Annotated in this window: 19 protein-coding genes; 3 read left to right on the forward strand and 16 right to left on the reverse strand. The window is 45.0% G+C overall.

What is annotated here, in order from left to right; genetic code table 11:
• Position 1: 1 nt before the first annotated feature.
• Entirely contained in the window at positions 2-937 is a 936-nt protein-coding gene (locus AC0YN7_RS17295) for a LysR family transcriptional regulator (protein WP_475811259.1), read from the forward strand.
• Between the two features lie 251 nt (positions 938-1,188).
• Here the strand turns inward: AC0YN7_RS17295 and AC0YN7_RS17300 are convergent, their stop codons facing one another.
• A complete protein-coding gene (locus AC0YN7_RS17300; protein WP_475811260.1) occupies positions 1,189-1,704 on the reverse strand; it encodes a DinB family protein in 516 nt (171 codons plus the stop codon).
• A 275-nt stretch (positions 1,705-1,979) separates the two neighbouring features.
• Here AC0YN7_RS17300 and AC0YN7_RS17305 point away from each other — a divergent pair, with 275 nt between their 5' ends.
• Entirely contained in the window at positions 1,980-3,383 is a 1,404-nt protein-coding gene (locus tag AC0YN7_RS17305) for a HEAT repeat domain-containing protein (protein WP_475811261.1), read from the forward strand.
• Positions 3,384-3,485: 102 nt separating this feature from the next.
• Here AC0YN7_RS17305 and AC0YN7_RS17310 read toward each other — a convergent pair whose 3' ends face one another.
• From AC0YN7_RS17310 to AC0YN7_RS17325, 4 genes are all read right to left on the reverse strand, one after another.
• Positions 3,486-4,313 carry an AraC family transcriptional regulator gene (locus tag AC0YN7_RS17310; protein ID WP_475811262.1) on the reverse strand — a complete coding sequence of 276 codons (828 nt, stop codon included), beginning with the start codon at positions 4,311-4,313 and terminating at the stop codon, positions 3,486-3,488.
• A gap of 26 nt (positions 4,314-4,339) precedes the next feature.
• Positions 4,340-4,942, reverse strand: coding sequence for a class I SAM-dependent methyltransferase (locus tag AC0YN7_RS17315; RefSeq protein ID WP_475811263.1), 603 nt, complete (start codon positions 4,940-4,942; stop codon positions 4,340-4,342).
• A 73-nt stretch (positions 4,943-5,015) separates the two neighbouring features.
• Positions 5,016-7,772, reverse strand: a complete 2,757-nt coding sequence (locus tag AC0YN7_RS17320; protein WP_475811264.1) for a hypothetical protein — start codon at positions 7,770-7,772, stop codon at positions 5,016-5,018.
• Between the two features lie 143 nt (positions 7,773-7,915).
• Complete coding sequence (locus AC0YN7_RS17325) at positions 7,916-9,796, reverse strand: LTA synthase family protein (RefSeq protein ID WP_475811265.1); 1,881 nt, start codon at positions 9,794-9,796, stop codon at positions 7,916-7,918.
• Between the two features lie 320 nt (positions 9,797-10,116).
• On the opposite strand from AC0YN7_RS17325, the gene AC0YN7_RS17330 reads away from it, so the two are divergent.
• The gene (locus AC0YN7_RS17330; RefSeq protein WP_475811266.1) at positions 10,117-10,893 is read left to right on the forward strand and encodes an exodeoxyribonuclease III; all 777 of its coding nucleotides are present in this window, start codon (positions 10,117-10,119) and stop codon (positions 10,891-10,893) included.
• 95 nt (positions 10,894-10,988) lie between these two features.
• On the opposite strand, the gene murI is transcribed toward AC0YN7_RS17330, so the two are convergent.
• The 11 genes from murI to AC0YN7_RS17385 all read right to left on the reverse strand — a co-directional run bounded on the left by murI (position 10,989) and on the right by AC0YN7_RS17385 (position 25,047).
• Positions 10,989-11,780: a glutamate racemase gene (gene murI, locus AC0YN7_RS17335; RefSeq protein WP_475811267.1), complete on the reverse strand. Its 792-nt coding sequence runs from the start codon at positions 11,778-11,780 to the stop codon at positions 10,989-10,991.
• A 175-nt stretch (positions 11,781-11,955) separates the two neighbouring features.
• Positions 11,956-12,822: a hypothetical protein gene (locus AC0YN7_RS17340; protein ID WP_475811268.1), complete on the reverse strand. Its 867-nt coding sequence runs from the start codon at positions 12,820-12,822 to the stop codon at positions 11,956-11,958.
• A 15-nt stretch (positions 12,823-12,837) separates the two neighbouring features.
• On the reverse strand, positions 12,838-14,058 hold the full coding sequence (locus AC0YN7_RS17345) for an ABC transporter permease (RefSeq protein ID WP_475811269.1): 1,221 nt from the start codon (positions 14,056-14,058) through the stop codon (positions 12,838-12,840).
• The gene (locus AC0YN7_RS17350) at positions 14,055-14,771 is read right to left on the reverse strand and encodes an ABC transporter ATP-binding protein (protein ID WP_475811433.1); all 717 of its coding nucleotides are present in this window, start codon (positions 14,769-14,771) and stop codon (positions 14,055-14,057) included. The genes AC0YN7_RS17345 and AC0YN7_RS17350 overlap by 4 nt, the downstream gene beginning before the upstream one ends.
• Positions 14,772-14,860: 89 nt before the next feature.
• Positions 14,861-16,567, reverse strand: a complete 1,707-nt coding sequence (locus AC0YN7_RS17355; protein WP_475811434.1) for an alkaline phosphatase — start codon at positions 16,565-16,567, stop codon at positions 14,861-14,863.
• A gap of 195 nt (positions 16,568-16,762) precedes the next feature.
• Positions 16,763-18,229 (reverse strand): arylsulfatase, encoded by a 1,467-nt coding sequence (locus AC0YN7_RS17360; RefSeq protein WP_475811270.1) that lies wholly within the window; start codon positions 18,227-18,229, stop codon positions 16,763-16,765.
• A gap of 29 nt (positions 18,230-18,258) precedes the next feature.
• Positions 18,259-19,890, reverse strand: coding sequence for a sulfatase family protein (locus tag AC0YN7_RS17365; protein WP_475811271.1), 1,632 nt, complete (start codon positions 19,888-19,890; stop codon positions 18,259-18,261).
• Between the two features lie 17 nt (positions 19,891-19,907).
• Entirely contained in the window at positions 19,908-21,419 is a 1,512-nt protein-coding gene (locus AC0YN7_RS17370; RefSeq protein ID WP_475811272.1) for a sulfatase family protein, read from the reverse strand.
• A gap of 110 nt (positions 21,420-21,529) precedes the next feature.
• A complete protein-coding gene (locus AC0YN7_RS17375) occupies positions 21,530-23,155 on the reverse strand; it encodes a type 2 periplasmic-binding domain-containing protein (protein WP_475811273.1) in 1,626 nt (541 codons plus the stop codon).
• Positions 23,156-23,210: 55 nt separating this feature from the next.
• On the reverse strand, positions 23,211-24,095 hold the full coding sequence (locus tag AC0YN7_RS17380; RefSeq protein ID WP_475811274.1) for a carbohydrate ABC transporter permease: 885 nt from the start codon (positions 24,093-24,095) through the stop codon (positions 23,211-23,213).
• Between the two features lie 16 nt (positions 24,096-24,111).
• Positions 24,112-25,047 carry an ABC transporter permease gene (locus AC0YN7_RS17385; RefSeq protein ID WP_475811275.1) on the reverse strand — a complete coding sequence of 312 codons (936 nt, stop codon included), beginning with the start codon at positions 25,045-25,047 and terminating at the stop codon, positions 24,112-24,114.
• Between the last annotated feature and the right edge of the window lie 19 nt (positions 25,048-25,066).

Consider the following 25,066-nt stretch of genomic DNA (forward strand, 5'->3'; position numbering starts at 1 on the left):
AATGAAATCATCATTTCCATCCCGTGACATAGAGGTGTTCTATATCAAAGGCATACTGCATTTGGAATGGTATCGTATTTTCCTTCATACTGCTAAGGAGGGCAATCTGACCAAAGCCGCGCAACAACTCCATATTACCCAGCCTTCTGTCAGCTATGCAATTAAGCAGCTGGAAGAAGGGCTTGGAATTAAGCTTTTCGACCGATTGTCCAAAGGGGTTGCATTAACTCCAGAAGGATCAGCCTTATTGGAGTATGTGGAACAATCATTTTCTTTACTCGAATCAGGTGAAAGAAAAATAGAATCACTCAAACACTTGGTCGCAGGGGAACTGCGAATTGGCGCAAGCGGGCCGATCATCAAGCATCTGCTGCTTGCTCCGTTAGACAAGCTTCGCTCGCAGTACCCGGATATTAGAATTCGCCTATCCCAAGGCAAAACATCAGATATTAAAACTAAGTTAACAGACGGTCAAATTGATTTAGGTTTTGTCCATCTGCCGCTGGTAGATGCTGAGCTTCAAGTACAGCAGCTAACTGCGCTGCAGGATTGTTTTGTAGTAGGTCCTGCATACAGAAAGCTTGCCGAGCAGCCTATTTCCACCGCGGATCTTGTAAAAATACCATTGTTGCTTCTCTCACAAGGAAGCAGTACGGGGCAATTCATTGAGCATTGGTTTACTGCCCAAGGCTTTACGATGGAGGCCGATGTTGAACTCGGAAGCTCCGAAATGTTAATCGAGCTGGCTCAACGCGGCTACGGCGCAGCCTTCGTGACACGCTCGTTCGTTCAGCAGGAGCTGCAATCGGGAAAGCTATTTGAATTGCGAACGGTCGAGCCTATTCCAGAGCGTAGCATCGGAGTTGCCACTAGGCGCAATGCGTCGTTGTCCCTTATTGCGAGCCGCTTTATGGAGCTGCTGTCTGCTTCAACTTAATGTTGGCTTCCGCCGCTACCGCGGCAACAAATTGCCTCGCGTCTATCGACCTGTAAACTCGAAAATCGAGCTTACAAACTACAAACTAGCCAAAAAAATAAGCTGTAAGCATACAAACGATGCTTACAGCCTCCATTTCCATGAATTATCTCGCGTTTCTTAGCCTGTAAGCCCGAAAATCGAGCTTACAAGCTACAAACCAGCCAAAAAAAGAGCTGTAAGCATATAAAACGATGCTTACAGCTTTTTCGCTAAGCTAAGTATCTTTCCTTAATGATATTAATATGATGAATTTCATGGCCTGCAATAATATAAGCCAACGCTCTTACAGACATCTCATTCTCACTTACAAGGCCGATTCTCTCCCACGCTTCCTCATTCAGTCCACGAATCAAGCTTAAAGTCGATCGTCTTATGTGCATATAATCTTCAATTAATTCAGATAGAGCATAATCATCAAAAGAAATACCCTTCATCAGCTCATTCTGATCAAAACCGGTAAGAGGCGTCTTGTCCCCTCTCGCAATTCGCAGCAGCCGATAGCTCATTATACGCTCGCCATCATTGACATGTCCGAGTACCTGTTTTAAGCTCCATTTTCCTTCCGCATATCGACTATTCCATTTATCCTGCGGAATGTCGGACAGAAGCTCCGTTGTTCTTTTGAGCGACTCCGCTAAAATATCACTAATTTGTCCTTCAGGAACTAACCGAACATACTGTTCATAGTAAGCATTGTATTCATTATTAGACGGCCTTTTACTCATTAACGACAACATCCTTTCTAATTTGAACTCATTTCAGCCAGCAAGGAACCTTCAGTATAAACTACTTTGCACCTGATATATTATCGTAATTCTGAAATGTAAAATGTAGTACATTTACTGAAATCCATTAAATTTTTGAATTCCATTTATCTGATATAGAGTTAGTTTTATGCAAGCATCGGTTAGTTCCGTGTATGTAGCAATTACTAATCTTCTCATATAATCGGTATATTCATTAAATCCCAAATTCAAACACCAAACTGGAGGTAACATTCATGAGCAACTCGCCTATTTTACTTTCTGATGAACAGATGAGATCATTTATTACAGACGGGTACCTTATTTTGAAGACTGACTTCCCTGCATCGTTCCACCAGACATTAACCGCTCAATTAGACCAGGTATATGCAGAAGAAGGAAACCCTGGTAACAATCTGCTTCCACGTATTAAGGAGATTCAACAAGTATTTGATCACCCAATTATTACTGGGGGCTTGACTAGTGTTCTCGGTCCAGACTACATGCTCCATGCGCACAGACATGGCCATTACAATGCTTCACCTGAGGCTGGCGGTTGGCACAAGGATAGCTACTGGGGCTATTCGAAAATGAGAAATCATCACCCTTGGTGGGCAATGATTATGTATTTCCCGCAGGACACACCTATTGAGCTTGGCCCAACTTCAGTTATGCCCGGCACGCAAAATTATGCTACAAGAACCTTCGTTTCAGATGAGACACCAGGGGAAGCATGCGCAAGCGGTCAAGCTGGGACCTTTGCACTCATCCACTATGATATCTGGCATCGCTCTACACCAAATGTGCTTGGCACCGCTCGATACATGTTGAAATTCGAGTTTATGAGAACTGCTGCTCCAACTAAGCCTTCATGGGATAACCAAGAACCTAATTGGATTGCACCACACAATAGCACAGTACTTCGTCATGACTCACTTTGGGAGGATACTTGGAATTGGCTATCAGGAAGTATTGGCAGCATCGCTAATTCATTACCAGAGGATGCTCAAAAAATTAGTGAGCTCACCGCCCAATTAGAGGACAGTTTCGAGCCTACTCAATTAAATGCCGCTTATGATCTTGCCCGTTACGGCAAGCAGGGAGTAAATGCACTTCTGAAAGGGCTTCATCACGAAAGAACAGATGTATCTCGAGTCTCTGCATACGGACTCTCCGCAGTTGGGGCAGATGCAGTTGCTGGTCTAAGTGCGGCACTGAAAGACTCTCGTGAAGAGACCGTTCAGCGTGCTATATTCGCCTTAGGCGAGCTGCGTCACTTGGCTCAAGGAACAACTCCTGAGCTTATCGGACTGCTCTCTCATTCTTCCGTTAGCATTCGAGTAGCAGTTACAGAAGCGCTCGGAATGATCGGGGCTCACGCCAAAGATGCTGTTGAGGGACTACTATTATGCTTGAAAGATGAGGATGTCCAGGTTCGCTTTACAGCAGGACTTTCCCTCTCAAGACTTGGAGCTGCTGCTGCAGCGGCCGTCCCTGCTTTGGAGCTTGCCTTGAACGATGAGAATCGTTATGTTCACGCACATGCACTCGAAGCACTAAGATATATCGGTACTCCTGAAGCGAATGAAATTCTCATCAAACAGCTATTCAACTCCAGATGGTGTGCAACGACAACACCAAGCAATTCCTTCTATCCTTAAGCACTTCATTTTTCTAACTAACACAAAAGAGCACTCCTTAAGCAGCAATTGCTGCTTAAGGAGTGCTCTTTAACGATTAGGCATGATTATGTAGAATCATCTTTATTTTAGAGAAAATTCTCGATATTCAGTCGGTGATATACCTGTATAGTCCTTAAACAACCGTGAAAAGTAGGTAGCGTCCATGCCAAGCATTTCCGCTATAGCAGACATACTTTTAGAACTAAAAGCTAGAAGCTCTCTAGCTTTATCCACACGCTTCCGATTTACATATTGAATAGGAGAAAGACCCGTCGTATTTTTAAACATACGAATGAAATAATTAGGATGAAAGTGGACCATTTGCGCTAGCTTGTCGACTGTTAGATTCTCCGATAGATGCTCGTCGATATAAGTAAGTACAACATTCAATTTCTCAAAAGACCCCGACGCCGCCGCGCTGATTGTTACCGGATCAGATTGTTCAATATAAATCGCAATAATCTCGAGTAATGCCGCTTGCATATGCATACCTGAAGTCCATTCCTCGCTTTGGTACGAAGCTACTAGACGTTCGAATTTCTCCTTTAGCACCGAATGGTCAGATAACGAAACAACGATGGGTGTTTCTAGCATATCAAATAGGTGAACGTTGCTTAGCTTCACCGCGAAGTGACACCAATATTTTCCAAAAGTATCAGCGCTAATCGTCCCGTAAGATTGAACAGTGCCGGCAGGCAGCAGACAAAGGTCACCAGGCTTTGGGTAATAGGTACGGTTGCCAACCTTGATGTAGCCTTCACCTTCTACTATATAATAAATCTTGTTATAATCCGTTGTATAATCGTTATCAACCCACGTACTGGACACCTTCGTATAATCAGCCACGAACACATTTATTTGCAAACTTGCGAGGTACAACTTCCAAATTTCCTTCTTGTCCGCATCCACTGTCCGTTCCTCCTTAACGCTGCTGCTTACCTCAAATATATTCTCATCCTCACGCGATTTTCAAGTATTTCCTCAACCAAAAACCAATTCGACACTTGATCGCAATCCGGTTTTTTATTAGGTGTAATAACAATCAAAGTACTAGCCGTTTGACCAAGCTGCCATAAAAGCGATGGGAGCAATGATTTTGGACAAAGATGGAGCGCAAAGCTGCAAATAATCGTATCGTATTGCCCTTCCAATTCACCATTAATTATATCGTTAAAAGTAAGCTGCATGAGCGGCTTGCCTGTTCGTTCAAAGTAAGCTCCCTCTGTGTAGGGATCAATTCCCGTAACATCACGGTCACCGAGCGCCAGCGTTACCTCGCCGGATCCACAGCATAAATCCAACACTTTGGCTCCGACGAAGCCTTTGTCCAACGCCATATTCATTAATCGATGTATTACCTTCTCATGTGGATTCCTGTATTGACTTCCATGCAATAAGTAATAGTCATCCACGCCAAGCTTTTCATATTGCTTCCTGATCGCAACTAGCTCCTTGGCCTTCGCTCCGTTACCTTTTTTGTAAGATATAATTTTCCACCTCGAAATTGTTTTCTCAACATCAATAATAAACGATCTCATTTCAAAAAGACATGCTCGTACAGAAGGAGCCTTCCATGAGGGAGACTCCCAGCATGACTAACCTCTGGCCCATTTAATCTAACTCAAGCTTATCTTTGATAAGTAACCCCTCATAAGCAAGCATTCCTTCATTAGGTTGTAAACCTATCTTCTCCGTTTCCAGAGTACCGAGATCATGGAATGTCCATTCCCCGTCAACCTGCTTAAGTCCGACCTCCAAATGAGCGGCAAGACCAATCGCATACCACAAATTAAGCGTAAACGTAAAGCGGATCGTATCCTCCGACAGGAACCTTGCATCAATCGGCTGCCATGCGAAAGCCCTTGTGGCACTACCTTTTTTCGCATCGCTTGCAAACTGCTGATACAAATGTTGAAAGCCCGGATTGCGCCAAGCCTTATTGGAAAATAGTCCCCGCAGCTTCTTCTCATCCAGCTTCCCTTCAGGATAGTCCGTTTCTTCGATGCCTAACGCTTGCTCCAGCCGTTTCGAGTAACAATTTACGATATCCATCAGTTCGTCATATTCCTCTGTTCGGTCAACGAGATCAGTGATCGTTAACGTTCTTTCCTCCAAATTCGGCGTTAATGCAAGCTCCATTCTGCCGCCTATCCAAGCGCCAGCGATAAGCTGATCGCCCTTCCGTTTAATAGAAACATTATCGTCCAACGGTAAGGTTAGCGCACTTTGCTTCCCTTCTCCATATTGGTTATATTCAAAAGTAAGCGGGAAGGTATCCCCAGCCTTTGATACAGCGTAAGCCATCACTGACCTTATCCCACCATCAAACCCTTTACTAAATGGATAGCCGCGAGGCTGAAATAATAACAGATCGAAATCATCAAATTCATATTTGCTCATTTCCGCTATCGTTTTTTGCTGATGTAGAGCCAAATCCGATAGGCTAGGCAGTTCTTTTTGACTGCCATTTTGATCAGTGAACGTTACATGATAAGATCCGTAGTAGTTGAGACCGCTTCCTGGCAGCATAGACAGCTCTCCTGGCTCAGAAAATAACTCAAGCTTTCCAAATCGAGAGTTACCTCTTGCTCTGAGATCGGTAGAATCGTTTTTCTGGATATAGCTATCATTAGCTGTCTCCCACCATTTTGAGTCAATATCCCTCTGTTCTTGAAAATCAACCGGTATGATTGGAAGCCCTTCGGAATCCCTCTCCACTTTATTAACAAACCTTACGTAATCTATGCGCCTCTGTGAACGTCGCTCATAGAGCAGCCATTCATCATGATGAATGGTCGGCAAGTCGTATAACATCTCATTATTGAATACTTCACCCTCATCTGTCATAATCCGTTTGAATTTGTGCTGCTCCCCGTTCCATCGACGAATATAACTATGTCCATCCGTGACGGTTTGTGTGTAGAGTTGATGATCCCTATCATCCGTACCATATGCGCTACCTGTGACTAAGCTCTCCTCTTCAACCGGTGACTGCCATATCAGATGCTTGTTCCGATCAACGAACAGATAGGGAGGTGAATGAAAATGATACCCCGCATGACTTCTACTTACAGTTATATCCTTCATTTTACTGAGATCATCCGTTGTCTTGTAAGCTGTTTGTTTGCCCGTCGCTAAGTCGTACAGCTTGTAACTGCTGTTCTTCTTTAGCGGATCTCCACGTTCTTGCAAGACTGGCTGAAAATACTCGATCCAAATCTTACTAGCATCTTTCCAGCCATACACGTTCATTCTTCCATCCGAGTCTTGAGCCAATTCATCCGTTTGAAGCAGTGTACCGTTACGATCATAAAATCGTACACCTTCCGCAAATAGAAACATACCATTGTCCCCTTGAATGCCAACGGCCTTATCCGATGAACCATACTCGATAAAAAAAGAACTGCTATCTGGACTCCATTTGATTCCCGGCTCCATTAACGATGTATGGTCATCAAAGCTGAATTCACCAACTGCCTCCCATGAATCGGTATCTATAACCTTAAAGCTGCGCCCATTCTTTTCTTGATAAACGAACCTTTTTAAATTCGGAGAAGGAAACACCAGCTCTCGCGGCGGTGTACTGCCCAACTCACCATATGCCGGGTACAAATTTTTCCCGCTGGATCCCACTTTTTGTGTGGCTAAATCAATAACCCACATTCGCCCTTTATAGCTCGTTATCATAAGCTTGCCATACGTACCATTCGCCTGCTCTGTGTAGTGAGTGCTAAGTATATAATCGTTTACTGCTTGCTCGTCATTTTTATCAACTTCCCAAAAACGCTCTGCTATCGTCGAAATCTCGCCATTCTCGATATTTAATCGCACTAAATGATAGGTAAGCTGATCACCTTTCGTAGCTGGCATAACGAACATGACATGCTGATCATCTAGTAAAGTAAAAATGCCCGGGTAATTCAAATAGCTATCTGAGCTTGCTTCATACATCGGATATACTTTAATCTCACGCGTTTTCGGATTAACAACGACTGCGTCATACCCCATCGTTACACTATCACGGCTAGCTGACTCGTCATAATCATACCGAGAAACGGCATGAACAATGAGAGATGGCGAGCTTACTGTCGCATAAAAATCGGGATGCTGCTGTTCGTCAAAGGTTAACTGAAACCCGCGTTCCGCATCGACGGTACTCACTATTAATGACGGAAAATGCTTCTTTTCTTCTGCTTCAGGCGGGTCTATATTTACAGAAGTCGGTGTTGAGGCGGCTGCATTTTGTATGGGCTTCGTTGTGTTTTGCACACCTTGTTTTAATGCATCGGGAGATGGATTTATTAGCAGCACGAGGATCACAATAACTACCAAAGAAATAATGACAAGGCTTCTCTTCTCACTCGACATGTCGTTCTTCCTCCATATTCATTTTCATAATGATATAGACGAACATAAATCCATTTTGTTACTATTTTTGAAAAAGTATGTACAAAAAAGAGCGCCCCTATCCCAATTGGACAAGAAGCGCTCGATCTTATTCACTTATAGGTCTATCTTTTGGGAAGCTGCTTCACATATTCATCGGAGACCTTCATCAGATCCATAATGTAATCGTAATCCTTGCGGTACATGCTAAAGTCGGTTACCGGCTCTAGTGTTCGGAGATCAACGGCAGTTCCATCCTCAAAGCCTTTACCAGGCACGAACAATATGTCGTTATTGAAAAATGAGCCTGTTGGCAAATAATATCTCATTCCTAGCACATTATGATCAATGTTGAGCAAATCATGACCAAATGCGGTGAAGCCCTCTTCTTCTAGTGAGACACCAAGCAAGTTGGAGATCGTTGGCATAATATCGACCTGCCCGCCTACCTGATCCATTACTTTACCTTCTGTTCCAGGCACATGCACGAAAAATGGAATATTAAAACGACTAATTCGTTCATCATATTTAATGCCAAGCTCCGAACTTACCCATGAAGCGTCATTGTCTTTCGTTTGAAGCCCGAAGTGGTCACCGTACAGTACAAGCACAGTATCTTCCCACATGCCATTTGCTTTAAGGCCCTTAATTAATTCTCCAATTGCATAATCAGTATAATTAACAGCTTGAATATAATTGCCTAGCTGTTTTCCTTGCAAGGATTCAGGTACTTTAATTCTCTGAAGCTCTGCAGGCACATTAAAAGGATGATGACTAGAAGTAGTGACGAACTGCGCATAAAACGGCTTGTCCTGCTCATGGAGCTCCGTCAGCTTTTCAAGTCCAACACGGTACATCTCCATATCTGAAGCGCCGAAGCCGTTAAAATTGTCATTTTCGAAAGCAGGCTTGTCATAATATTTCGTAAAGCCTAGCGCAGGATACATCTGATTCCGATCCCAGAAAGTTACATCATTAACATGAAACGTGTTAGACACGTAGCTGTGTTTCTCAAGCACCCTCGACAAGCTAGGCAGGACTCTGTCTCCGAATCCGGTAGACATAGCAATAGAACCTGTCGGATAGATGGATGTATTAGACATGAATTCAGCATCAGACGTGTTGCCTTGACCGATTTGTTGATAAAAATGCGGGAAGTAGAAGCTCTCTTTGGCAAGCTGATTGAGCACTGGAGTTACTTCTTGTCCTCCGACTGATAAGTTGATCGGGAAATTTTGAAATGCCTCCATTTGGATAACTATGACGTTTTTGCCCTTAGCTGCTCCAAAGTAATTAGGCGTTCCTGCAACTTCCGCACCCTTATCTTGATAGTTATAAGAGTCCATTAAATCTGCTGCTGCAGCGGCCGTTTCTTCAACACTTCCGTTCTGCGCCGCGTTCTCTTCTTTGCTTACCTTTATCGCTGCCGCTACTTGATAATCCAGAAAGCCAAGGCTTTCCGCTTGAACAAGTTCATTAGGAATTGTGCTTCCGCTTCGAATGTATGCACCAGATATAACTACACATACTAAGGTAGCAATAATTACGTAAAGCGGTTTTGCTACTCGCTTGCGCTTTGTAGCTCTTACGCCTCTTTTAAGATTAACGAAATAAAGAATAGCAATTATAACGATATCCAGAAAGAACAAATAATTTCTAGGCTGTAACGTTGCACCGACGCTGTCCTTAATTTGCAGCACCTGATCAAGACCATGCAATGCTGTATAAGTAGGGACGGTTCCATAATAGCTGAAATATAAGGTTGAAGCGAAGAGCAGTAAAGACAATACCGCATTTAACGATCCAAAAACAAGGCCCTTCCATCTCGCCGTAGTTAATAAATCTGCCACACACAGCAAAGTCAATACAGCCGCAGCATCCGTCAGCAATCTATCGATCTGAATACCTTGAAAAATAAATTGACGAAAAAGGATCATTTTCAACATAACTAAAATAAATGTGAGTATAAAAGGCGACCTTCGAAATTCGTTCATTTTTAGTTCCAAGCTGTTTCACTCCTCTTAATACGATCAAAAAAAAGAAAATAGCCGTCATAAATAGACGGCTAATGTAATCGTGAATGTTAAGTTAATAGTAACGCATTTAGCATCATTAATAAATAGGGAAATGTAAACAATTCGCAAATATCTGTTTCAAATCTATAATATTCGGTTGCTTCAACCGTTCCGTAGAAATCGACCTGCTAAATTAAACCAGCCTGCCGTTTATATTAACATATTATTTATAAAGTGTTGCCGATCATAAAATCAATTTATGATACACTAGGAAAATAAATAATAGGTGTACGGTAAGGAGATTGCTGCTAATGAAGCTAGTTTCTTGGAATGTTAACGGGCTGCGAGCCTGTGTAACTAAAGGATTTATTGATTATTTCAACAAAATCGACGCGGATATATTTTGCATTCAAGAGTCTAAGCTCCAAGAAGGCCAAATCAGCTTGGAAATAGGCGATGAGTATTATCAGTATTGGAATTACGCGATCAAGAAGGGATATTCCGGTACAGCTATTTTTACAAGAATTAAACCTCTTTCAGTGCGCTATGGTTTGGAGGAAGACAACGAGCCCGAGGGAAGAGTCATCACGCTTGAATTTGATTCATTTTATCTCGTTAATGTTTATACGCCGAATGCTAAGCGCGACCTAACTAGATTGGATTACAGAATGGAATGGGAGGATCGGTTTCGAGCCTATCTGCTGCAATTGGACAGCAGTAAGCCCGTCATCATTTGCGGGGATTTGAACGTTGCTCATCAAGAGATTGATCTTAAGCATCCTAAGCCGAATCTCGGAAACTCTGGATTTACATTAGAAGAACGCGGCAAGATGACGGAGTTGTTAGCCTCCGGTTTTGTAGATACATTCAGACATTTTTATCCTGATCGAACAGAAGTTTATTCTTGGTGGTCCTACATGTCTAAAGTGAGAGAGCGGAATGTCGGCTGGAGAATTGATTATTTCCTAACCTCTTCGAGACTAGCAGCAGCCTTAATAGACGCACAAATTGATTGTGAAATTATGGGCAGTGATCATTGCCCTGTTATACTTGATATTGCGGATAATATGGATCAGATGCGAGCATAAATAGGCGTCTTGCAATGAAAAACGGGACCTCAGTAAGGTCCCGTTTTTCTGTACTCCGTATCTCTGCATGCCACATTGTATTTTCGACAATCTCGCTAATAATTAACCTTATTCATATTCTGAACAAAGGCAAGCGCAGTACGCATTTTCTCTATATAACCAGGATCATTGTCAGAACACATAAATTTCACTTTGCCGCTGCCGCTGCCGCTTCCATCAGCGATTCCGTATCGATTCAGCATCGCGGATAGACGCTTAATAGTGCCGACGTTTCCATCAACGATCTCAATATGAGATGGCAAAATTTCGCGAAGAATATTTCTGTAGAATGGAAAGTGCGTACAACCTAATACGATAATGCCGTAGTTGTTTAAATTATAATTTGCAAGCTTAGAATAAAAGTAATCAGTCATCAAGCGGATGTCGAACTGTAAATTTTCACAATAATGAACAAGCTCCGGCAAAGGCAGCGAGTCGACAATCCCATCCTCATCAACACGAGAAACAAGCGCGTAATATTTCGGCTGCTGAAGTGTCAGCGGCGTGGCGAATACCAATACTCTTTTTCCAGTCGCTTGATTCATTTCTACAGCTGGCTTAACCGCAGGCTCCATACCTATAATAGGAAAAGAATACATCTCTCTAAGCTCCGCAATAGCAATGCTTGTTGCTGTATTGCAGGCCACAACTAGCGCATCGATATCCTCTTCAACCATCATAGCCACTGACTGAAGGATATAAGCTCGAACTTCTTCCTTCGTTTTAGTCCCGTAGGGAACATGCAGCGTGTCGGCCATGTAGACATAATCCTTCGTTGGCAGACGCCGAAGTGATTCTTCCAGAACTGACAGGCCCCCAAGCCCCGAATCAAAAAAACCGATTGTCATATGTCATCGATTCCTAACGTATCCCTTATTATTCGAAAAAAATATTGGAGTCCATTTGGCGGCCCCCAATATCAATGAATTATTATTATTGTAATATATTTTCTATGACAACATCAATGCTTTGCTAATATTATGGGCACATCGAAAGCCATTTTACTATTCTCAATGGTCGACGTCACTCCTTTATTTCCTCGATCTTAGCATCATAAAGCCGGAACATCGTTTTGTAGCCGGATTCGTCTACTTTGATGCCTACATCTAACCGCCCTGTTATATTAAGCGGCTTCGAGGTATATCGGAGCTTAGAGCCATCCTTGACAAATACGATCATAATTTTGTTCCAGTAGGTTTCGTCTCCATTGTCAAAGGGGCATTCCGCGCCCGGCTCAGGGATAAGTAGAAACCAGTTTTTGTCCAGAGACAGCACCTCGCCCATAAAGCCCTTTATTTGCACAGTCGACTTAGCCTCGGATAAATCCCAAAATTTCTCGGATGGCGTTGTTTGTTCTTCATTATCAAAAAACTTCGACCAAGAGATTGATGGCGCTTTATTTGAGGCTTTCGCGGTTGGAGTTGGAGCCGGAGTCTTCTTAGGCTGCTCCGCTTCCTTCACACGTTCTGGATCACTAATAGGCTTTTTATCTGGTTTGTTAACTACAGGAGTACTCTCCGTCTTAGCGGGCGTTTCCGCTTTGCCACCTTCTTTGCCACTCACATCAGCAGGCTTATCCGTAATCACAGCCTCTTTATCACTAGCACCAGAAGGCTTATCCGTTATCGTGACTTCGTCACTATTAACCGGAATTGTCTTTTCTTCACTGCTAGAAACTCCAGCAGTTGTTGGAGGTTCAGAAGCTGTATTTTCACCATTATCAAGCTTATCTTTGTCAGGTTCAGACTCAGTCACTGGTTGCTTTACATTCGCCGCATCGCTAAATGAACCAACATCGACGCTGGTCTTTGGGGTTCCACACCCGCTTATTACAAGCAATACAGTTACAAGCCAAGCCCACATCAGTATTCTTATCTTGTTAGATGTCATATGAGTTCCCACCCCTTAGTTTCTGAATAAGGATAGCGCGTTCGTTCGATACACCTTCATAGCGGGTCCGAGTGATGCGCAAATCCCAATAACGAGAGTGCCTATGATGAGCAGCCCTTCGTTCGACGCCAATCTCAGCGCTTGCAGCGAAATACCTGTTTGTTCAAACAGTAAGTCACTTATAATAGCGCCAACGATATGCCCCAATGCGAGCCCAAGGACGAGCCCAATGCAGGTAAGAGCGAGACCTTCACCGACTAGGCTGCACAAAATATACGCTTTAGACTTTCCGATTAGACGCAGTAGTCCAACATCTCGCTTCCGCTCTTGAATCGATGCCGTTAACGCAAGCAGAAGAGAAACGGCTGCAAGCAGTACGCAAATGAACATGACAATCATGAGCAGCTGTGAGCCGGTGTCAACCATATTTAGTACATCTGCGACCGCTTTGCTTGAATAGACGGCCTGCACGTTGTCAATTGCGTCATAGTCCAGCTTCAAGGTTTGAACGCCGAGTAATGAACTTGGTTTTACGATAATTGCGGTAATCTCCTGATGAACCTGCTCGTTCCCATGCACCGCCCAAGCATAATCCATCGTTGTGAAAATCGTGCGGTCATCGGCGGTATTCAGCTTTGGCAAAATCCCAACTACCGTATATTTAAAGCTCGCGTGCTCATCCTCCTCATGGACTTCTTCCTCGTGATCTTCGTCCAGATCAGCAAGGTCGTGATGCTCCACTAAGCCGTGAGCTCCGCTGAATTGATCACCGATATGCAAACCAAGTGCGCGGGCAGCCGTATACCCTAACGTCACTCCGCCAAGCTCAGAATATAGTTTACCTTCCGCCAAACTACGATCCTCATAACGGATTTGAAAATAAGCAGGGTCAATCCCTACAATGGGATAGCCATTGTGACTATCTCCCGTTGTCATACCGAATACAGACTCTGCATGCTTATTTTGTTTGATGGTATCTAGTACCTGAAGCGGAATATTGCCTGTCGGTGCACCCACACGATAAAAAGTGTTAAGAACAAGCTGCGATTCGCTCCCGTCAGCGCCTATGACAAGCTCGAAGGGACCGTACCCTTTTTGTGCGCCTTGCTCAACACCGTCCTTACTCATAAGGAGCAATGTGAATAATGCCACGGTAATCATTACCGCAAAAACAGTTAACGCTGATAAAAAAGAACGATGCCGCATATTTCTCCATATATATAACCATCCGCTCACGATGCTGTCCCTCCTGCTCCAATTGCATCGCTTACTACAGCTCGCGGTCTTTGCAGTATTTCATTGATGCTTTCCATTTGAACGCTCACCGGATAAAGCTTCGCCAAATGCAAATCATGTGTGACAGTCAACAAAGTAGAGCCATTCTCGGCACACATGTCCAGCAGCAGCTGCATAACTGAAGCGGCTGATTCCCAATCCAAACTGCCCGTCGGTTCATCGGCCAGAATTAGCCTCGGTCTATTAATAAGCGCGCGGATTATAGCCACTCTTTGCTGCTGTCCACGAGACAGCTGGGAAGGCAGCTGGTGCATCCGATCAGCGAGCCCAACTCGCTCGAACCATTTGGAGAGTAGCTGCTTTCTGTCGGTTTTTGCCATACTTTTTGAGCATACAAGCTCAACATTTTGAATCGCTGTCAATGATGAGATCAAATGGAAGTCCTGAAAAACATACCCGATCGTCTCAGCACGGAATCGGTCGCGTTCAGACTCGCTCATAGCGCTAACGACTTGGCCCGCTACTTCCAATTGCCCTTGATCACTAGGAAGAACTCCGCCAACCAGATGCAGCAGCGTACTCTTCCCGCTCCCGCTTGGGCCGAGCAATGCCATTCGTTCACCTTGCGCCACCGACCAATCTGTTATTCGAATAATCGGAACCGACTGCTGCTGCAACTTGAACGACTTCTCCAACTGCTGTATACGAATCATGTCAGTCACCTCATGCAGCTCCTTATTAGAAAAAATAAACAGGAGAGCCATGCTCTCCTGTCTTTTAGATAGCTTTTCACACATCTATGTTACTTAACGATTCTTTCAGACAACGCATCCCATGTCATGCTTTTGCCTGTCAGCTTATTAAATGCTTCAAGCGGCAAGTACAACTTGCCATTGTCCACATTGCCTTTCAGACCTGAATCCTTGCCATTCAACATTACATTCAGATTGTCCAATTGAACCGTTATAACCGAGCTGCCGCTTGTTATCGTAACTGTACGGGTACCGCTATTCCAATCAACCATTGCACCCAGCGCTTCAGAAAGAGCTTTGGCAGGGTATAACACTTCATTAGTGCGCGTCACTTTAAATTTAGGGTATAAATGCTTAGCTTGAAGCTCCGCAGTCGCGGCAGCAAGATCGACACCAATTACTTCAGCAGAAGCTGTAGCCACTTGCGTGTTATCGATTTGGCCTTTAACTTTATCAGCAATCGGACCGTAAGCCCATACGCCGACATCAACTGCAGAGTGACCGTGACCGCTCCAGCCTACAAGCAATCTTTTGCTAACAACTGCATTATAAGCGCCTTCTTGAGCATAGGAAGAGCCATCGCCAGCAAGAATTTGCTTCGCTTCCTCGTCAGATAGATCGGTAATCCATGTGTTAGCTGCAACAATTTCTTTCACTTCTGCAATCGTTGTCGCGGCTTTTAGTTTTCCGGAAATCGCTTCGGATGAATTGTTTTGCTTATCCCATAGATCAAGATTCAGCTCATAGATGTTGTCACGGGACAGCGACAAGCCGCCTGTCTCATGGTCAGCAGTAATAACGATCGATGTGTTTCCATCCTTCTTAGCGAAATCAAGAGCCACCTTCACAGCAGCATCAAAGTCTAGTACTTCCTGGACAGCGGTAGGAAAATCATTGGCATGAGAGGCGTGGTCAATACGACCGCCTTCAATCATGATCGCAAAGCCTTTTTCATCCTTATCCAAAATATCGAGAGCCTTCTTCGTCATTTGTGCAAGTGATGGCGTTTCATTCGTACGATCAGGCACATAGGCAACATGCGAGCCGCCGAACAAACCAAGCGCTTTACCGCTATCAGCAGACAGAGCATCTAACGCTTTGCTGTCATCAACGTATTTGTAGCCTTTTGCCTCGAAATCTGAAATGATGCTTTTATCTGTGCGCTTGCCTTTATCATCCTTGCTTAGGAAAAAAGAGCTGCCCCCTCCGAACAAAACATCAACATCACTTTCTAAGTATTGGGATGCAATGGCATTCTCATTGTCACGACTGCGTACATGCGAAGCGTACACAGCAGGCGTTGCATGAGTAATACGAGCAGTCGTTACGAGGCCAGTTGCTTTGCCAGCAACTTCCGCCGCTTCAATAACCGATGCGTAAGGCTTCGATATGTCTTCATTAGAAACGCTAATACCCGCGTTGTAAGTTTTATGTCCTGTTGCAAATGCTGTTCCTGCTGATGCGGAGTCCGTAACCACACCTGAAACTACTGTACCGCCATCCTCGCCGCGATCTGCATAGGTTGTTGCTTGGCCGACATAAATGCTGTCGAGTGTCAAATGATCAACACCTTTGTTGTACATCAGATAGTTGCGTGCCGCGCTTACTTGTGCAGGCCCCATACCATCACCAATCAATACAATCAGATTTTCAGAAGGAGCTGTTGCTTCACTAGTCGTGTCAGTCGTGTCAGCAGCAAATACCGCACTCGTGGATAAAACAGATAATGTGAGGCAGCCAGCCAGCATGGATTTCATAACTTTCTTCTTCAAAAAAATCTCCCCTGTCTTATATAAACATGATTTTGATACTTATCCCATTATTAGGCACCAACATCATCGCAATATTATAGCTGAGTAAATCTATTGTAAAATATGACTTCTGTTCACGGGCATATATAAAAAGGCTGTCGGAATTATCCCGACAGCCTCTATGTGAGCTCTAGTAATAAGTCATCTACTTGCCTCTACTCTAGCTTTATAATATGGCGATTCGATAGGCGGCTTGCCAGCTTGATTAACCAGATCAGCACCGTCTGTAAGACCAGCATTCCGCTGAGCGAGAATGTGAACCAGCCGCCCTCTCCACTTCAGCAATCGCTGCTTCTGACTCTGCTCGCTTGCTAAATCTCGGCATTCTCCTGGATCTGTGTCCAGATCAAATAGCTGCTCGCTATTTAAGCGCGGAAACCAGATATACTTGATTCTGCCATCCGTTAAGTAGTGCATCTCCTGCTCATCCGAATAACAGGCACAATGCTCGCCATGTACATATTCTCGCCAGTCTCCTGCATCGGTCCCCTGCATCAGCCCGATCATGCTTTTTCCATCCACTGAATTTGGAACATCCAAGCCTGCGATGTCCAAGATCGTTGGCATAATATCCTGAATGGTTACGGGCTCTGCTACTCTTGCTTTTGTTCTACCGTGAGAGCACGGCAGCTTTACGATCATTGGAATATGCGCAGATCCTTCATAGGCATAGGTTTTACGCCATAGGTTGTGATCCCCCATCATATCTCCGTGATCGGATAAAAATACAATCATCGTGTTCTCGTATAACCCTTCCCGCTGCAGACATTGGATCAACCGCCCCACTTGATGATCAATATGATGGATAAGTCCGTAGTAACCCGCACGTGCTCTTCGGACTTCCTCTGGCTTACGTACGCCTCGCCAAGCGACAGGACTTGCCGCTTCCTCTGGTTTGTCATGAATATGTGCCCAATCGCCAACAAACGGATCAGGAATCTGCTTTCTATCGTATATATCAAAGTACACCGGAGGCGCATCGTATGGAGAATGCGGCCTAGCAAAGGATGTTTTCAGAAAGAATGGTTTGCGCGGATCTCTTCGTTTGATGAACGAAATGGATTCATTTACCGTCCAGTTTGTTGGATGCAAATATTCAGGCGCGTGATAAGGCCTTGCCATCCATGAGTTCCAATGGATGCCATGATCGACGAAATCGTACGGCCCCGTCTTGTTGCTATCAAACCATTCTCGATAATCGGAGACGAACTGGCGGTCTTCCACTCGTCCAGATTCATCCAGCAAAGTATGGTGAAAGCCGTTCAACGACCGTTGGGGATAAAAATGCATTTTGCCGATGCCCTGGGTATGATAGCCTACATCAGCCAAAACGCCAGGAAGCGTGTGGGCGAAGCCTGTTTCCATCGGACCTTGACCGGCACCCATCCCCAATATGCCAGTATGCCATGGATCCATGCCCGTCAGCAGGCTTGCCCTGGCGGGAACACATGACGGCGACGGCGTATATGCGTGCTCGAATACAGTTCCTTCGGCTGCCAGCGCATCCAAGTTCACCGTTTCAATTATTTCATTCCCATAGCTGCCCATAGTATCCCATCGCTGTTGATCGGTCATAATGATGATGATGTTCGGTTGCTTTAATGCCACGCCGATACCTCCTCTTATTCAAACTGCTGTTACCAGTGGGCAGACTTGCCAAGTGAAGGGCGGTCCGTTTGGCAGTGCAGCTCCAAAAGGCTAAAGTGCATCTGCCGCTCGATGTCCGTAGCCCCCTGCATGCCTGCAAGGTTATTCGTTTCACAGGGGTCCTCTTTATGGTCAAACAACTCGCTTTCCCTCGTTGCCGGGTACCACGTATAGCGATAGCGATCGTTCCATAAACTGAAGTTATGTCCCGAGGGGTCATCATCGTAGCAGGTCACCTGCACCGGCAGTGATTCCGCATCCCCAAGCAGCAGCGGAATGATGCTTCGTCCCTGTACACCGTTTGGCATCGGAACATCGGTCAAATCTCCAAGCGTCGACATGACATCCGCATTGCTCATCGCGGCATGGCATTCTTTTGGCAGGTTTGCTATCTTCTGCGGCACCTTCATAATGAACGGTACGTGATTAAGCGCTTTGCAGCCGTAATTTGCTTTAAACATAAGCCCATAGTCGCCTAAATAATCACCGTGGTCGCTTGTATAAATAATTATCGTATCCTTATCCAAGCCCGATTGCTGCAACGTTTCTCTTATTCTCCCAACCGAAACATCGATTAGATGAATCATTGCATCCGTGTACTGCCTGGCCTTATGAACAAAACCAGCGCCATATCGTGCTGCATTCTGAAGCTTGTCTTCCTCGTACAGCTTACGCACGGGGGACGGAACCCCGCTGCCGATTCGATCTTCTTTGTTGTCGCATCCGTTGCTGACCTTGCTGACGTTACTATCCTTACTATCCTTGCTTCCGCCAGTGTCGCCCGTCCGTTTCTGACACGCCATTGTTTCACGCTCTTCAAACCATTCAACCAGCTCCGCCGGCGGCGTAAATGGAAAATGCGGATCAGGAAAACCGAGAAAGAGGAAAAAAGGTTCGTTCTCTTCTTCTACCTGTTTTAAATAATCGATCGCACGGTCGGCAATCCATGTGGAGCTGTGTGCTTCCACCGGAATAACGCTTGGGTACAGCGTCCATTTCGTCGGGCCGCTCCCTCGGAAGTTTCCCGACTGCACCTTCTCTGCTACCTCCGGATACATTTTCCGCAGCCAGCACCCATAATGCCCCGTGTAATCCTCGCCATGACCGATTGTCAGCTCAACTTGATCAAAGCCATAATAAGGTCCGTTCCAAGCGGACATATCTTCTTCGGACCAGCGAATACGCGATTCCTCATAAAGGCTGCTCCGCGGTCCATTTGTACAAGTGAAGTGCAGCTTACCGATAGCTGCGGTCCTATATCCCGCATCTGAGAATGCATCCGGCATCGTAGGTACATGGCTAATGGCTTCCGCTTGAACATGCGATCCGCCATTCATTGGATGGTCCGTTACATGTTTCCTTCTTGGCAGCGCTACACCGTTCGCATAAACCCCGCTTGCGTTCGGGTAGCGTCCAGTAAAAAACGAGGCACGGGAAGGCATACAAACTGGATGGGCCGTAATATGCCGATGAAACAGTGTCCCCTCAGCCGCAAGCTGGTCAATATTTGGTGTTACGGCATGTTGGTTGCCGGTACAGCCTAGGCTATCATATCTCTGTTGATCCGTATGAATAATCAATACATTCGGCCGCTTGGTTTGATTCATGGGGGATGATTTCATTAGATTTCCCCCTTTCTTTACGCATGATGAAGCCGCGGCATCGGCATCGGCTCCTTACCCATCTCCGCCCATAGAAAATCGAGCAGCAGCTGCCCTTTCAATTCACGATAAGCAGGATCGTCCCATAGGTTGCGAATCTCGCCTGGATCCTCCTGAAGATCAAATAATTCTCCATATGGACGTTCATAGTAAACAGTTAGTTTGTACCGCTCACTTACATAGGTCTTAACATGCATCAAGGTCGGTTCATTCCGATTCTCGCAAATAACATGGTCCCTAGCAGCGATTTGCTCTCCTCGCCATACCAAACTTTGATCAACACCCGTCATCGCTCCCGGTACCACTCTCCCAGAGAAGCCAAGAAACGTGGGCGCCAAATCAACCAGTGATTGCATCGCCGGTTCAACTCGCCCGGCTGGAACACTGCCAGGGTACCGGACGATAAACGGAAGCTTTAACAAGTCCTCATAATGAAAAGCTCCTTTAAACTGCAGGCCATGTTGTCCGAAGAAGTGGCCATGATCCGTCGTATAGACGACAAGCGTATCTTCAGCAATACCGAGCTCATCAAGCTTATCTAGAATCTGCCCGACATACTTGTCCATAAAGCTCATCATGCCGTAATAGACCGCCATGTTTTTCTTCTGTTTCTCCAACGGAATCTGATGCGTATATAGACCATGCACACCCTTCCCCGTTTCCTGATAAGCCGAGAAGTCGGGACGCTCTAGCTGAGTCATACCAAAGTGCGGCGGATTTGTTTCATGCTCCCCTGGCGTCATTTTAGGCAGTGCCAGCTTCTCAGGATCATACATCGTATCCCAAGGCTCAGATACCAGATAGGGCGGATGCGGATCAGGGAAGCTTGCCCATAGGAAGAAGGGCTCTTCATCTGCCACATAGTCCTCCATTAAAGCATTTGTGCGTTCTGCTATCCAAGTATTGTAGTGATATTCTTCAGGAAGTGACCAGCGATGCTCCGCCGATAGAGGAAGCGTCCCTGTCGGCTCAGCGTAATGCGCTTTCCAGTCGAACCCTTTCTCCTCCATCCAGATTGCATAATGCTGTCCCACTAACTGCTCGTGTGCATGATTGCGCAGCATCTCTGCATGCTCGAAGCCGTAGAACGGTCCGGTAAAATCGCGCCAATAATCGAGGTCCTGCAGCAGCGGCATGGCCTCAACAGACGGATACTCCTCTGTTGAAGCAAGCGGCTGAAAATGAGCTTTACCAACCAATGCGGTCCGATATCCCTCCGCTTGCAGCTCATCCCCTATTGTGCGGACATCCTCTGACAGCTTCGTTCCGAGCGCCCAAGCGCCGTGCTGGCTCGGATGCATCCCTGTTATGATCGATGAACGGCTAGGTGTGCAGGTCGGATTTGGACAATAGGCACGCGTAAATGTAGTACCCTCCCGCACCAGCCGATCAAGACTCGGCGTCGAGATTTCATCGTTGAACGCACCGATCGTATTCCAATGCTGTTGATCGCTCGTAATCAATAAAATATTTGGTTTTTTGGACTTCATGAACTTACCCCCTAAGTGTTTTGTGAGTCTGGCGCTGGCGCTTCAGAAGCACCCCACGATATAGCTCGCCCCGATATCGGAAAACCAATACCGGGGACGATTTACTGCTATTATTCTAAGGTTTGGTAACGATCATAGTTGGCTTGTAAAATTTTCACCATTTCTTCCATTCCCATATCATTCAGCTTCTTAATGTATCCGTCCCACTCTTTTTCCACTGTTCCGTTCATGATCCAGTTCGGCTGCATCTGCTTGACGTAGCTCATAATGTCAGCTTTCAGAATCGCCATGCGGTTCGTGTCTTCCTCAGAGAAAAGCATGTTAGGATAACTCGTATTTTTCATAAATGGCTTATATACTTCCAAATATTCCATACGTTCTAACTTGGCTTCATTGCTCTCCAATTTGATTGCCGTGTCCATTAGGATTGCTGTTGCGGTCGTATTGCCTGGAGCCTCGCTATGTCTAAATTCGTCAAAATTCATTCCTTCCGGCGTTGGCAAGAACGTAAACTTGCCGTCCGGATTTTCCTGCAATGTAGTACCTATCGGACCATATGCCCATTGAAGTGCATTCTTTTCCTTGTATAGCTCATCAATCCAACGAAGCGATGCTTCCGGATATTTATTCTCAGATGTAATTGCAAAGCCTGCACGTGTAAAGTAATGTGGATTGAATTCATTCCACAGCTGCGTACCGTCTGCTCCTTTCAGCGGAGGAAGCGGTACATACTGTGCCATATGCTCGGCACCTACCACGTTGACCGCACGGAACCCACTAAATACGCCGTAAAGAGGAACACCTTCGTTTTTCCCTTTAGCGAAATAAACATTGCGGTCGTGTGTGAATACTTCCTTATCGATCAGCCCTTGCGTATACAGCTTGCCAAGATAAGCTGTTGCATCTTTATATTCTGTTTGCGCTGGATTATAGATGACCTTATCGTCTTTCATTGAAACATGTGCAGGCGAGTCCAGCATGCCGAATGCACCGTTAAAGGAGGATATCCCGTTCAATGAGTTCTCATATAGGAAGCTGAAAGGAATTTCATCCGCTTTGTTGTTACCGTTCGGATCCTTTTCCTTAAACGCTTTCAAGGTTTGCTCGAACTCATCTGTTGTAGTAGGTATCGGCAAGCCTAGCTTATCTAGCCAAGTTTTATTAATAAACATAACTTCGCCCAATGCTTGCTCAGGACCTTCCTGAATTTGTGGAATGGAATAAATATGACCATCTGGCGCTGTAATCATTTTCTTGATCTCTGGATTCGCCTCTAAAATTTGTTGAATATGCGGCGCATAAGTAGGAATCAAATCCTCCAACGCGATCAGCATCCCTTGAGGACCGTATTTCATGAGATCATCGTCTCCCAGACTTTCCGCACCGAAGAAAACATCTGGCAGCTCGCCGCCTGCGAACATCAGGTTTTTCTTCTCTCCATATCCTTCAACAGTCGCATTCCATTCTATATGAATGTTCGTTTCTGCCTCAAAGTCTTTGACAACCTTCATTTCTTCATGCGGCTTCTTCTGCTGAGCAGCCTTCGTCGTCATAAATTTCAATGTGATCTTGTCCTTAACAATCGGCAAGCTTGTCAAATTCACGTCAGCGACCGCTTCACTATCCTTCTTTTTGGCATCGCCAGTATTGTTCTTTTCCGATGCACAGGCTGACAAGAAAAGCGAGCAGGTTAACATAGTGATTAGTCCGATTTTCGTCCATTGTTTTGTCTTCATGGCTATTGATCCCCTTTTTTAATATCATTTGTTCAAATCCAATGAATGTCCTTGATTAACCTTTAATAGAACCGATCATTACACCTTTGACAAAATAGCGCTGCAAGAACGGATACAGCACAAGCACCGGCAAGCAAGCAACGATAATGATCCCATACTTCATGACATCAACGATTCGCAGCATTTCGGAATCGGATTGCCCGACCGTCATTGCATTCTCTTGCGTTTCATTCACAATCAATATTTCCCTCAGCACGATTTGGAGCGGATAGAGTGCTTCCTCTCTCAAATAAATCAACGCTTGGAAATAGGAATTCCAGTGACCTACCGCGCTGAACAGCACCATAACTGCAATAATTGGTGTGGATAGAGGCAGGACCATTTTCCAGAAAAACACGGCATCCGAACATCCATCCATCTCAGCTGCTTCATGCAATTCTTTTGGAATCGTCTGAGCAAAAAACGTTCGTGTAATGATAATATTCCATGCGCCTACAGCTGTCGGAATAACCTGTGACCAAATGGTATTATACATACCAAGCTCTTTGATTAACAGATAGGACGGGATGAGACCCCCACCGAAGAACATCGTAAACACAATGAGAAACATAAAGAAATTTTTACCGACTAGATTCCGAGATAAGGCGTAACCACCCGTGATCGTCAACACGACATTAATCGTTGTTCCAAGCACGGTATACATCAATGAATTGCGATAGCCTCTCCAGATCCGCTCATCTTGAAAGATACGCTCATAGCCCTCGAACGTAAACCCTTTGGGAATCAGCCAAACTTGGCCGGCATTCACATAGTTCGGATCACTGACGGATGAAATAATGATCACATATAAAGGATACAGGACGGCCAACATTAACAGCGTCAGAAAGCTGTAGTTAATAAAGTCGAACCATCGATCTGTGGCATTCGGTTTTACTGTCAATCTTTATTCAACTCCTCTACCATAAGCTTGCTTGTTTCATTGATTTCGCCAATTGATTAAATCCAATGAGCAAAATAAAGTTGATGACGGAGTTGAACAAACCGACAGCCGCCGAATAGCTGTATTGCGCGCTTAGCAAACCGGTTTGGTAGACGTAGGTTTGTATCACCTCCGACGACCCGAGATTGACCGGATTCTGCATCAGGTAAATTTTCTCGAAGCCTACTGCCATAAAACTCCCAATATTTAATATGAGAAGAATCATAATGGTAGGCATAAGTGAAGGCAGGTCAATATGCAGAATGCGTTGAAACTTGCTTGCCCCATCGACAACGGCCGCTTCATGCAAATCCTGACTGACTGCTGTCAATGCGGCCAAGTAAATAATCATCGACCAGCCTGCATTTTGCCATACACCGGAAAATACGAAAATCGTCTTAAACCACTCTGCGCTGGCCATAAAAAAGATCGACTCACCGCCGAGCCAGACAATTAGTTGATTAAACAATCCATTTCTCGGAGATAGAAACAAATAAAGCATCCCTACAATGACGACAACCGATATAAAGTGAGGCGCATAGGTAATGGTCTGTACCAGCTTCTTGAATCTTGCGTTCCCCACCTGATTTAATAAGAGCGCCAAAATAATCGGTATCGGGAATGCAATGACCAGCTCATACAGGTTGATGATCAATGTATTCCACATGACCGTAGAGAATTTATAGGAAGAGAAGAAGCGTTCGAAATGCTCAAAGCCTACCCACGGACTTCCCATAATCCCCTTACTGGCCATAAATTCTTTAAATGCAATAGTGACGCCATACATAGGTATGTAGTGAAAAACAAGAAAAAACAGGATGGTTGGAAACAGAAACAAATATAATTGATATTGTTTACGTATCCGCTTCCATTGGGACAGTAGCGTAGTTGATTGTAATGGATTCGTTTTCATAACCCCCTTGAAGTCGACA

The organism is Paenibacillus sp. J31R122 (assembly GCF_056269185.1).

Coding starts and splice junctions, on each gene's coding strand:
- AC0YN7_RS17295 (WP_475811259.1), top strand. CDS start 2: ATGAAATCATCATTTCCATCCCGTGACATAGAGGTGTTCTATATCAAA.
- AC0YN7_RS17300 (WP_475811260.1), bottom strand. CDS start 1,704: ATGAGTAAAAGGCCGTCTAATAATGAATACAATGCTTACTATGAACAG.
- AC0YN7_RS17305 (WP_475811261.1), top strand. CDS start 1,980: ATGAGCAACTCGCCTATTTTACTTTCTGATGAACAGATGAGATCATTT.
- AC0YN7_RS17315 (WP_475811263.1), bottom strand. CDS start 4,942: ATGAGATCGTTTATTATTGATGTTGAGAAAACAATTTCGAGGTGGAAA.
- AC0YN7_RS17320 (WP_475811264.1), bottom strand. CDS start 7,772: ATGTCGAGTGAGAAGAGAAGCCTTGTCATTATTTCTTTGGTAGTTATT.
- AC0YN7_RS17330 (WP_475811266.1), top strand. CDS start 10,117: ATGAAGCTAGTTTCTTGGAATGTTAACGGGCTGCGAGCCTGTGTAACT.
- murI (WP_475811267.1), bottom strand. CDS start 11,780: ATGACAATCGGTTTTTTTGATTCGGGGCTTGGGGGCCTGTCAGTTCTG.
- AC0YN7_RS17340 (WP_475811268.1), bottom strand. CDS start 12,822: ATGACATCTAACAAGATAAGAATACTGATGTGGGCTTGGCTTGTAACT.
- AC0YN7_RS17350 (WP_475811433.1), bottom strand. CDS start 14,771: ATGATTCGTATACAGCAGTTGGAGAAGTCGTTCAAGTTGCAGCAGCAG.
- AC0YN7_RS17355 (WP_475811434.1), bottom strand. CDS start 16,567: ATGAAATCCATGCTGGCTGGCTGCCTCACATTATCTGTTTTATCCACG.
- AC0YN7_RS17365 (WP_475811271.1), bottom strand. CDS start 19,890: ATGAAATCATCCCCCATGAATCAAACCAAGCGGCCGAATGTATTGATT.
- AC0YN7_RS17370 (WP_475811272.1), bottom strand. CDS start 21,419: ATGAAGTCCAAAAAACCAAATATTTTATTGATTACGAGCGATCAACAG.
- AC0YN7_RS17375 (WP_475811273.1), bottom strand. CDS start 23,155: ATGAAGACAAAACAATGGACGAAAATCGGACTAATCACTATGTTAACC.
- AC0YN7_RS17385 (WP_475811275.1), bottom strand. CDS start 25,047: ATGAAAACGAATCCATTACAATCAACTACGCTACTGTCCCAATGGAAG.